The organism is Mesotoga sp. UBA5557, from assembly GCF_002425715.1.
GTDB lineage: Bacteria > Thermotogota > Thermotogae > Petrotogales > Kosmotogaceae > Mesotoga.
Genome location: NZ_DIMV01000033.1, coordinates 1 through 11154 on the forward strand (window position 1 = coordinate 1; position 11154 = coordinate 11154).

At 44.9% G+C, this 11154-nt stretch carries 11 protein-coding genes; 3 read left to right on the forward strand and 8 right to left on the reverse strand.

Going from position 1 to position 11154, the window contains the following annotated elements; all coding sequences use genetic code 11:
- Positions 1-999: 999 nt before the first annotated feature.
- The 4 genes from B3157_RS03885 to B3157_RS03900 are packed head-to-tail and all read right to left on the reverse strand — an operon-like array spanning position 1000 to position 5340.
- On the reverse strand, positions 1000-2061 hold the full coding sequence (locus B3157_RS03885) for a GAF domain-containing protein (protein ID WP_214061537.1): 1062 nt from the start codon (positions 2059-2061) through the stop codon (positions 1000-1002).
- Between the two features lie 35 nt (positions 2062-2096).
- Positions 2097-3206 (reverse strand): N-acetylglucosamine-6-phosphate deacetylase, encoded by a 1110-nt coding sequence (gene nagA / locus B3157_RS03890; RefSeq protein ID WP_103134983.1) that lies wholly within the window; start codon positions 3204-3206, stop codon positions 2097-2099.
- 32 nt (positions 3207-3238) lie between these two features.
- Positions 3239-4294, reverse strand: a complete 1056-nt coding sequence (locus B3157_RS03895; protein WP_214061536.1) for an SIS domain-containing protein — start codon at positions 4292-4294, stop codon at positions 3239-3241.
- 35 nt (positions 4295-4329) lie between these two features.
- Positions 4330-5340, reverse strand: coding sequence for a LacI family DNA-binding transcriptional regulator (locus tag B3157_RS03900; protein ID WP_292589001.1), 1011 nt, complete (start codon positions 5338-5340; stop codon positions 4330-4332).
- 261 nt (positions 5341-5601) lie between these two features.
- Here B3157_RS03900 and deoC point away from each other — a divergent pair, with 261 nt between their 5' ends.
- The 3 genes from deoC to B3157_RS03915 are packed head-to-tail and all read left to right on the forward strand — an operon-like array spanning position 5602 to position 8550.
- The gene (gene deoC, locus B3157_RS03905; protein ID WP_214061534.1) at positions 5602-6300 is read left to right on the forward strand and encodes a deoxyribose-phosphate aldolase; all 699 of its coding nucleotides are present in this window, start codon (positions 5602-5604) and stop codon (positions 6298-6300) included.
- A 28-nt stretch (positions 6301-6328) separates the two neighbouring features.
- Positions 6329-6997 carry a transaldolase family protein gene (locus tag B3157_RS03910; protein WP_214061533.1) on the forward strand — a complete coding sequence of 223 codons (669 nt, stop codon included), beginning with the start codon at positions 6329-6331 and terminating at the stop codon, positions 6995-6997.
- Between the two features lie 32 nt (positions 6998-7029).
- The gene (locus B3157_RS03915; RefSeq protein ID WP_292589004.1) at positions 7030-8550 is read left to right on the forward strand and encodes a xylulokinase; all 1521 of its coding nucleotides are present in this window, start codon (positions 7030-7032) and stop codon (positions 8548-8550) included.
- A 628-nt stretch (positions 8551-9178) separates the two neighbouring features.
- Here B3157_RS03915 and B3157_RS03920 read toward each other — a convergent pair.
- The 4 genes from B3157_RS03920 to B3157_RS03935 form a co-directional block, all read right to left on the reverse strand.
- Positions 9179-9706 carry a linear amide C-N hydrolase gene (locus B3157_RS03920; RefSeq protein ID WP_214061531.1) on the reverse strand — a complete coding sequence of 176 codons (528 nt, stop codon included), beginning with the start codon at positions 9704-9706 and terminating at the stop codon, positions 9179-9181.
- The gene (locus B3157_RS03925) at positions 9703-9888 is read right to left on the reverse strand and encodes a linear amide C-N hydrolase (RefSeq protein ID WP_214061530.1); all 186 of its coding nucleotides are present in this window, start codon (positions 9886-9888) and stop codon (positions 9703-9705) included. The genes B3157_RS03920 and B3157_RS03925 overlap by 4 nt, the downstream gene beginning before the upstream one ends.
- A gap of 137 nt (positions 9889-10025) precedes the next feature.
- Positions 10026-10256: a hypothetical protein gene (locus tag B3157_RS03930; protein ID WP_214061529.1), complete on the reverse strand. Its 231-nt coding sequence runs from the start codon at positions 10254-10256 to the stop codon at positions 10026-10028.
- Between the two features lie 297 nt (positions 10257-10553).
- Positions 10554-11093 (reverse strand): HdeD family acid-resistance protein, encoded by a 540-nt coding sequence (locus B3157_RS03935; protein ID WP_214061528.1) that lies wholly within the window; start codon positions 11091-11093, stop codon positions 10554-10556.
- Between the last annotated feature and the right edge of the window lie 61 nt (positions 11094-11154).

Below are 11154 nucleotides of genomic sequence, written 5' to 3' on the forward strand. Positions count from 1 at the left end.
CGCGAGGAAGTGATGCCCGGAGGAACATCCGGGGAGGTGATGCTGACGATTTCGCGCCAGGAAGCAACAAAATAGCCAGTAAGGCTCCGCCTGGCCAGTCTGCTAACGCAGACAAGTCACACTTCGTGCGGCCAGTTCCAGCTATGCGGGCAAACAAAGACCATTGAGAAATATCGTTGTCGAGAGGTTCGCTGCGTTCACGAGAGAAGAGAGATATACTGCCAGTCTCTGCCATAGGCAAAGGCCAGTCACTGCAAGCAGTGGCGAGAAAAACTAGAAGAACACAAAACCCGTTTTGCGAGGCCAGTCCGGCTATGCCGGGCGGAAGAGCCTAGTATAGGAACGGGTTACATACTACGGGTTAGAAAGATCGGGTTGATAGAAGCGGGTTATCGAGACTTGGTTAGGAAGAGCGAGATCCCGTGCAAAAGCATCACGGGATGACAAAGTGAGTAGATTCCAGGGAAGATTTAAGAGTATGATGACAGAGTCTTTTCTTGCTTTCCGTCATTCTCGAGATGATCCTGCTCAGAATTCGCTCTTCTTGTGAGTGAGCGAACGTCTCGACCATGCTCCTTCTCGATTGTTGTTGACGATTTCGGAGGACAGTGGACCGTTGACGGACAACGTTGTTTTGAGCAGCGTTCAGCGGGTTCTCCGCTTTTAAGCGTTCAGCGGCCTCTCTCTGGACCGTTGACGGACAACGTGGTTTTCATCAGCGACCAGAGGATTTTTTCTCTTAAGTGCACAGCGGTTCTTATGCTTGCAACTTGGAACATGCAACTCGCAACTGCTCTTTCGAAGGACGGGTTCAAGCTCTGAGACGAAGGCCCAAGGACGGCTATGGCTTGAGCATTGCGGAATCTTGACCAATGACGAAGAACCTGAACGTGCAGCATCGGAACAAACAGCCTCTCCCTGAACAGCTTCTAACGCTCTTACCAAACCCTAGACCCCAGAACGGTTCTAAGAGACTAACATCAGGATGCCGATGAACGTTCACATGAATCTCGAGTACTCGATTACTCCCGATATTAGTCCAGCGAATACTTCAAGGAGCTCAATATCTGCTTTACTCCACTCAAACTGCCCGAAAAGCCTCTCAAGGCCAACAAAACCGATCAGCCTTTGCCTTGAATAGATCGGAATTACTACTAGCGAGACTATGCCCTGCCGAGCCAGAACGACGGCCTCTCTGTTTGCCTCTTCAGGGAGCTCATTAACTACGTAGGAAAGCACTTCGCCCTTCTGAAGCTCCTTCATCCACCAGGGAAACTCCTTGAAGGGCATCTTCTGAAGAAAAGGTTTTGCGCTTCTGACGCTTTCTTTGCACCATTCGTGGGTATTTCTAACCAGCTCGTTCCTGTAATCAAGAAGGAATACGTTAGACCTGTCGGCTGAAGTCAGCTCTCCGAGATGTTTGAGCGCCTTATCTATCGCATCATCTATGTTCTCGAACTCCTTCAGTGTTCCCGAAACCTCTGAGATCACGCGTTCGAAGTTTTTTCGCCATTGAAGTTCTGTTGCCATCTTTCTGAAGGCACTGGTATCTCTGGCCACGACCATCGTTACTATGCTTTCGTTTAGATCGAGCACCTTCATGCAAAGCTCCACCTGAAGCTTATCTCCACTTTTCATAGTAAGGAATGAATCGGTCGTAGACATCCCCTTAACCTGCAGATCGGCTCTGATCTTCCTCATCTCTGAATCAAGATCACCTGCTATCGTGTAAAAACTCATCTCTTGAAGCTCCTCATAAGAATATCCAAGCTTCTCGGCTGCACTATTATTGGCCTCAACAATTCTTCCCGGCCTGGAAGGATCGTCAAGACTTACGAGAAAGATCAGATCGTCTATCAGGCTTGAGAAGCCTTCATACTTAACCCTGAGAGACTTGTTCAGCGTGAAGCACTGATTACTTTCTGAAGCCCTTCCTCCGAGAAAAGGATCCTCAGAAACCGTTTCAACATGGATATTCCACCTGAGATTGGAAATCCTCTCGGAAAGAGTCTTGATCTCTGCTGTTCCATTGTCAATAATGTAGACTTTTATCGGTTTCACTGGATTCCCCCGAAATCAGGTAGAATGTACTCTACTCAGTATTTGAAAACAGTCCTCCCACCCAGAACAGTTTGCTTTACTTGAAGATCCTCGTTCAGCAGAACAAGATCTGCTTTGTAGCCTCTCGATAGTCTTCCTCTATCCTCTATCTTCAGAGAGCTCAAGGCGTTGAAAGACGATACTCTAGCGAGCTCTTTGAGGGAACAGTTTGTAAATGTTTTGAAATTCCTTACGGCTTCGCTGAAGACAAGAACGGCTGCGGCTATCGTACCGTCCTCGAGCCTTGGTCTTCCGTTCTTGAGTATAACCTTCTGTCCGCCGAGTTCATATTCCCCATCGGGCATAGCCGTGGCGTCAATCGTATCGGTAACTATCATGATCTTTGAAGCGCCTTTAATGTCGTAAACGAGCTTCACAAAGCCCGGCAAGGAGTGGATTCCATCCATAATCATCTCTACGGAGAAGGGAAGCGACAGCACAGCTCCCACACAGCCCAGATCCCTGTGGTGAAGAGTATTCATTCCGTTCGGAAAGTGCGTGATTCTATCGCAACCTTGATTATATGCTCTTTCCATGTCATCAAAAGATGCATCTGTGTGGCCTAGCGACACAGTAATATTTCGTTTTTGTATTAGATCTTGCGCCTGTGAAAAACGTTCCAGTTCTGGAGCTATAGTAATTAGCCTTACCGGCTCTATGAGGGTCTCTTCTATCTCCTCAAGATTTATCCTTCTTATAAGTTCTGGATTCTGTGCTCCCTTCCTTTTGAGACTTAAGTAGGGGCCTTCATAATGAACTCCCCCTACCGAAGTCTCCGGATTGTCGTCCAGATAGTCTTTAACCGTTCTGGCTGCGGAAAGGACAGCCGAAGGAGTCGAGGACATCGTGGTTGGAAGGAAGTAAGTCACTCCTTGAGAATAAAGAAACTCTTCCCACTTCCTGAGACCTTTCTCATTCATGGAAAGCGCGTCAACTCCCACAGAACCGTGCGTATGGGGATCGACGAATCCCGGCATAATTATCCCCTCGTACTCCATGGTTCCGGTAATCCGCTCCACTTCAGAGATCACGTTTCCTTCTATCTTTACTCTTCCAACAAACTCACCGTCTATTGGATCTACAACCAACACGTTCTCGAATCTCATTTATCCCACCTACTATCTCTGTTTTTTTCTTATCATGGCCAGGTTATCTGACTGCCAGTGGACATCTTTCCTCTTCCCATGAGAACTCTTTCATCGAGATCGAAGATGCCTCTGTAGTACGCAGAATAGACTGCAAACCACTGCAAGGGGATCATCAGAAGGAACGGGGCAAACAGCGGATCGAAGTCGCCATAATCCTTTGCGTCGAACCGAATAACCTCTGCGCCATTAGATTCTGCAATCTTTATAACTCTCTCACTCATGTCTCTCGATTCGTCAGTTCCAACAAGGAAGACCATTACAGGCTTATGGCCGTCTAGTATTTCGGCAGGGCCGTGTCTAAATTCGGAGGTTTCCATGAAAGAAGCGTTGATTCTCATGTTCTCCATGAATACCGTGAGTCCAAATTTGTAGCCTATCGCATAGGCCGCTCCACTTGCAAGAACATAGAAGAGATCGCAGTCCTGATACTTTCTTGCGAGTCGATAAGCCCTCGGTTCCTCTTCCTTGTAGATCCTGCCTAAAAGTTTTGGCATCATCGCTATCTGCTCCAACTGCTTTGATACGTCTTTTCCCTTTAGTCTCGCGATTTCGAGACTGAATATGAAAGCTCCCGCAAGAGGTAGAATGAATAGGCCATTCGAGTTGTACACGATTGCCTCGTCTGCTTCTCTTGCAAGTATGCTGTCTGGTTTACTTGTGAATGCAATCGTTGTAGCTCCCTTTTCATTGGCTAATCTCAGCGCGGCTGCCGTGTCTTCGGTATTCCCCGAAAAAGAAGCAAGTACCACAAGCGCCTCCTTATCAAGCCTTGCAGGGTTCTCCCAAATGAAGTCGTAGCTCTTGTAGTATTTCGAGGGCACATCAGTCATCTTGTTAAGGATATAATCCCCAGAGTAGAGGTTACACCAAGAATTGCCGCTTCCCACCCAGTAGATCTGCTTATAACCTTTATCTAAAGCAGTTTTTGCCAGCTCCTTAATCCTTCCGGCATCCTCTTCGAGAAAGGCAGAAAGGTCTTTCTCAAGAGATGGGGCTGTAAACAATATGCTCTGTTTCGCATCCGTCAAAAAATCATCCAGTGTCAATCCAAACACCTCCAAATATCTATCAAGAAGTTTAATCACTTTCTCGGTGCTGCACATGATTCCCTAATTACCAGCTTTGTAGGAAGTCTGGTAAGCTCCGTTTCGTTTCTCTGACCTCTTATACTCATCAGAATTCGTCTGGCAGACAGGTTCCCTATCTCTCTCGTATTCTGAGCGACCGAGGTTATTGGTGGGTTAGCCAGGTCAAACCAAACTATATCGTCAAAGCTCACAACGGACAAATCCTCTGGAACTCTTATTTCCATGTCCTTTGCAGCTAGAAGCAACCCCGCAACCATGTAGTTGTTTGTCGCAATAACTGCCGTCAGGTCCTTGTTGCGGCTTAAAAGCGACACACCGCTCTTGTAAGCGCCATCTACTCTGAACCCTCCGAGTTTTATCCAGGAAGGGTCTGGTTCTATTCCGTGCGCCTCAAGCGCTTTCTGATAACCCGCAATTCGATCGTAGTTGGTGCTGATATCGAGAGTATCCGACAGGAAGCCTATGTTTCGATGGCCAAGTTCCAGCAAGTATTTGGTCGCCTCAAAGCCACCACCAACGTCATCGCTGACTACCATGTCTACGTCTAGATCTTCAATAACCCTGTCAATGAGAACGATCGGGGTCTTTGCTTTGACCAACTCTCTCAGATGGTCGGAGTTAGTTCGTGAAACGGGAGCGAGAATCAATCCATCTACTTGCTTCTGAAAGAACTTATCTATAGAGGTTATTTCAACATCTAGTCTTTCATCTGTACTCGTAACAATCAGACTGTATCCTTCAGGTACTATTACATCGCTTATGGATCTTGCAATTGTAGAGAAAAAGGGATTCTGAATGTCACCTACAATCAATCCTATGTTCTTAGTCTCTCCAGTAACCATGCTTCTCGCAATGTAGTTCGGCTTGTACTTGAGTCTCTCGGCGACTGCTAAGACCTTCTCTTTTGCTTCTTTGCTGACATATCCGTACTTTCCCATTACTCTAGCCACCGTTGCCCGGGAAAGCCCTGTCTCTCTTGCTATATCGTCCAGCGTCGCTGCCATACTCAATCACCTTCCAAGAATACTCGCGGCAAATAAATACCGCGTTGTGATAACGGTATCATATGCTTTGATCTATTCTAGCTTATTCTCTTAAGTTATGTCAAGTTTACCAACATTGACTAAATTACCTCCTAAATTGACTGTTCGTTTTTTTGTGTTTTGTGGTTATAATGGTATTGTATGAATTAGTGAGAACGCTCTCATGATTGTTCTTTGGGTTTCCTGGAGCTTTTTGTTTGATTTGATCTTGGAGGTGCATCTTTGCAGACAATTAAAAGTTTTCAAAAAAGGTTTGACAGCACTCTTCTGAAGGCTGCCGCAACAAGGCGAGAGGCGGAGATTTTCATTGAAGAAAGTGTTGCTTGCGATTTCAGAGCGGTTGTAGTTCCCTGGTATTTGATGGACAAAGTAGTAGCCAGCGTTCGGGGTAAAGATATCTCGGCGGCTTGTGGATCGGGCTTCCCTTTCGGATTTGATTCAACCGAAACCAAGGCTTATATGATAAATGAAGCTCTGGCACTAGGTCCTGAAGTCAGGGATATTGACATAACGGCAAACATATCGGCAATGAAGTCGGGTGACTGGAATTACTTTGAAGAGGAGATCTCATATCTTTCAGGACTGCTTAAGGGTATTACCTGTAAAGTGATCATTGAAGTCTCTTATCTCGAAAGTAAAGAGATAGAGAAGGCTTGTTCTATACTCCTTAATCTGCCGCACGTTGATTTTGTGAAGACAGGAACTGGATATGGCTCCAGAGCAACCACAGTCGATGACGTCAAGACAATCAAGAGCGTTGTTGGAGACAAGAAGGGAATAAAGGTATCCGGCGGAGTGAAGACCCTATCTCAGGTAGAGGATTTCGTCGCTGCTGGAGCGGATATCTTTGGTTCAAGCAGCGCCATAGAGATCTACAAGGAATTTGTCGACAAGTACCCAGGGCGGACCGATCTGCCATGAAAGAGCAAAGAATCAAATGGAGGTATCTATGAGACTGTTTATTGATGACGGAAACGTAGAAGCTATAAGTGAATTGTTCGATCTAGGATTCTTCTCCGGAATCAGCACTAATCCGAGTATTTTGAAGAGAACTGGAAGGAGGCCTCTTGAAGTCATTCAGGAGATGTTGAAGAGATTCTCTGGCTCTCTCTTCGTTCAGTGTGCCTCAAGAAACTACGACGAAGTGATAAGAGAAGGAAAGGAGCTCTTCAAACTCGATCCCAAAAGGATAATACTCAAGATTCCCTTCTCCAGAACGGGCATTAGAGTTCTAAGAGAATTCAAGCAGCTGAAGATCCCTGCCCTGATTACTGGTGTTTTCTCGGTGCCGCAGGTACTAATGTCAGCCGAAGCAGGTGCCGATTACGTTGCCCCATACGCAAACAGAATAGAGAACCTAGGGATTGACCTCTCGGTTGTGGAGAGTATGCAAAAGGTTATTACAAACGGAGATTATGAGACTAAGCTCATCGCAGCAAGCTTCAAGACCCTAACTCAAATCTCTAAAATGGCTGAACTCCCAATATACGGTATGTCGCTTCCCGTAACTATGTACGGTGAGTTCTTTGCACACAGCGGAACACTGAAGGCCATTGATAATTTTGATGCAGACTGGGATTCAATAAAAGACCGTGAATGGGTTCCATTTAAGTCCTGAGTTCTATTTGCGGCCGAAAGAGAGGTTTTATCTTGAAGTATATAATGGCTCACGACCTTGGAACGACAGGCGATAAGGCAACTCTATTCAGTGAGACTGGAAACCTTGTGGCTTCGTCCTTTTTCGGCTATGAGACTTTCTATCCCGGCCCAGGAATGGTTGAACAAGATGCCGAAGTGTGGTGGACTTCCTTCTGCCGGGCTACTTCAGATCTTGTCAGTAAATCCGGAATTTGCGCAGAAGATCTCTCGGCCGTAAGTATAAGCGGTCAGATGATGGCGGTTGTACCTGTAGACAAATCCGGTGGATTGCTCAGGAGAGCAATAATCTGGGCAGATTCAAGAAGTTCTGAGCAAGTGAAAGCTCTTCTCTCGACTTTCTCAGAGAGTGAGATCTACAGAATAACCGGTTCAAGGCTCTCTCCAACTTATCAGGGACTGAAAATCGCCTGGCTGAGAATGAACGAGCCGGATGTATATGAAGGTACATACAAGTTTCTTCAAGCAAAGGATTACATAAACCTGCGCCTCACCGGCAAATTCGCAACTGATTTTTCTGATGCGGTTATGACGTCTCTATTTGATATCTCGAAACTCTCGTGGTCTCCCGAGATGATCTCAGCCCTCAAAGTCGACAATTCGAAATTACCCGAGGCTCTCCCCTCAATTACCGATCTTGGGAAGATTAAGTCTGATGTGGCCAGAGATCTTGGTCTCTCTGAATCCTGTAGAGTGATTCTGGGGGCTGGAGATGGCTGCAGTGCAGCTGTAGGGGCAGGTGCTGTTGAAGTCGGCGATACTTATCTCTATCTCGGATCTTCATCGTGGATCTCAACGATAACGAAAGAACCCTTACTGGATAGGCAAATGCGGGTTTTCACCGGAGCCCATGCGATCGAAGGACATTACTTCCCCTCGGGAACCATGCAAGCCGGTGGCAGCTCGTACAGCTGGATTAAAGACATGCTGTATGGGGATAACTTCCTGTATCGGAACGAACAAGACGTTTACAGCTATCTGGACAGAGTGCTGCTCGATTCTCCAAGTCACGGCGAACCGATCATCTATCTTCCATATCTGCTGGGTGAGAGAAGCCCAATCTGGGACTCCAATGCCAGGGGAACATTTATTGGTTTGTCTGCCTCTCACAAGAAGCTAGATATGGTCCGGGCCGTTATCGAGGGCGTTTCAATGAATCTCAAATGGATTCTCGATACCCTGGAGGAGTCTCTGCCAATCACCAGTATCAGGGTAATCGGCGGAGGAATAAAGAGCAATATATGGAAGAAAGTTCTAGCAAACGTTCTTGGAAAGACACTGACCGTTCCGGAAAACGTAGATGAAGCAACCTCAATCGGAGCAGCGATAATTGCCGGTGTTGGTTCGGGTCTTTTCAATTTCTCGGCGGTTCGCAGATTCATTGAAGACGTGGATAGGATTGAACCGGTCCGGGATGAGCAAGAGCGCTACCTGAAACTGTACAGCCTCTTCAAAGAGTCGTACTGTTCCCTCAGGAAGACTTATGAAGGGCTTGCCGGAATCAGAAGGGGCTAAGCTCACTTAACGGGAGTTGTCCAGAACAGGGCGCCGCAGCCAAAGTCCAGCTACATCCGCGGCGCCCTGTTTATTCTTTGTAGCTTTTAGAAACAGACTTCCCTTTCTTCACAAATTTGAGAAATCAATTTCCTAATCTACCAGCTTTTTGAACACACGATGTTCAAAACTACCGACTTTTCGACGAAACAATTCTCAAGTCGGCCTCTCTCGGGGGTTCAAAACTGCATTTTTTAGAGGTCAGTTCCGACAATGATTTGTGCATTTTCTATTCACTCACTAAAACTTTTGAACATCTGCTATCTTCCTCTATTCCATTCAAAAACCTTGCGATTCTTCTCTTTGCGCTAAAACAAACGGTTACAGACGTTGAATTATGAACAAATTTGTATTTCTTTCCCGGAGTGGTCTCTGGGACTTTTCTACACACTTCGTTCAAAGCCGGAAAGTTATGAACATGCAGTCAATTCCACCACAGCAAAGCGTTCCAAGGGTTTTCAACGAGTTTTGAACATACCTAATTATTATTATTTATAAAGATATATAGGATGGAAATAAAAGCAAATTACTCTCCTCATGGGACACAAAGAACACAAAGCAACTCCTAATTCTTGCTTATGCAACCATTTCAGAATGAGAATAAATCACAGACATTAATAGCCGAAAACGGCTTATCAAAATCTATAGATTCATGCTTAATGCCATAAGAGAAGTCAACTCTATTCAAATCGACAACAAATAGCGAGGCACAATCATAGGTTCTGAAATAAAGTTTAAGATTCTTATTGCCTTTTATCGTAACCCATTGAGTACTTTCAAAGGATTCAGTACTACTTTCTTCCCTTTTCGAAACTCCTGCGGGAATATCTACTGTGTTTACGAGATGAAGGGCAAGCATTACTCCCTCCTCTTCTGTCTCAACTGAATTAGAAAACTCTCTTAAGAAACTTATCCTAACAAATCTAGAAGGAGGGGTTACGTCTCCCGGAATTCCAACATAACCACTGCCAAAACCAATTCCCTTATACGTTATTCCGTTTATCTCTGTTTCTTTCATATAAGGGCTTAGATTCACATAATTCCTCAAATTAGACAGGTGCCACGGAAGTTCAGGAGAATTTGTCAGAACTCCATTTGGATTTTCGTAAACAATCACCTCACCATCAGAAATTCAAGAACCATACTTCCGCCGGAGCTGTCCTGTAAAGACAAATGAAGAGGAGGTACTTCCTGGAGCAATTCATTCACTTCTCCCCACATGGTTAACTCGCTGAGAGCTCTCTTCAAAGAATCAAGATTGTCGAAATTCACAAGAATCCACGCCGGAAGATCGAACAACTCTATTACCTTCGAAGGATCTGAAGAGGGGACATCCTCTTTATACCCAGTTTCTGGCAATCAAAGGGCACTCAAAGACAAACCCTTCTCATTAATTCCATCTGCAATAGCTGTCGAAAGACCAAAGGCATTCAAACTCACAAATCCATATTTACTTTCCCAGGATATTGCTTCAAAGCAGTCTGACATATGACTGCTGAAACTGTCGCCTCTGTTGAAAAAACAACTTTAGAATCAAGAACATGCGAAAACTCCATGCTTCTGCCTGAAATAACCAGTCCATTGTTCTTTTCAGACGAAAGAAGGAATTCGGTACATCCTACGAAACGGAAAACCAACACAACAATAACTAATGTCAGTTTTCTCACTCGTTTACCTCCTCTGGCGGTTGAATTGAAGGCTACAAAATGAATTCTAAAGCAAGCTCTTCCGATAAGCAAACTGTTCAGACATTTTCAAACAGCAGATGCAGAGAATTTCATTTTGATTCAAGCAGTAAGAGACATTTCCGGAGCCAAACGTAATCATTATGTACCCATACTTTTCTCAGAAATAGAATTATAGACAGTAACAGATAAATAAGAATGGGAATGGGGTTTGCAGCCCACTCCCGTCTAGCTTTATAGACTACTTATGTGGACGAACAAAAGGAATAAATACAGACTCTATTTTTCTGACTCCTTGCCGATAAATGCCAACACTATGTGGTTCGTACCGAAAACCAGCAGAGTAATTCCGATCATTATCGCAACAGAAAGACCTGCAATTAAAGGATGCAGGACAAGAATTACACCGCCAATTAGAACGAACACGTTTAATGCTATACTTAAAAAGTAAATTCCCTTTCCGGCAGGTTTTAGCCCTTCGGCGTTTATAAGATTGTTGATAGCATCGACTATAAACCATATAGCAATAATAAAAGCAAATACATTCGCTGCAAAGAGAGGCCTAAAAAGGAATATGATTCCGGTAATAGCCAACAATATCCCGAGTATCAAGGCAAAAAACACCTTTGCACCGGTTCTGTCCTCCAACTTAAAGAATGCAACTATCAACATGATCCCTCTTACAAGAACTACTATACCAAGCATAATTGCAAGGGTTAAGAATGTCGACAGAGGATGACTCAAAGAGAAGACTCCACCAATAACAAGAACGAAACCTACGAGAAGAGAAATCCAGTCAAATTTCTTTGCTTCTGCCATACCATCGCCACCTTTCCCCATTCGTAAGAGAATGGTTCTATTGTCTTGAGTTTATCACTTA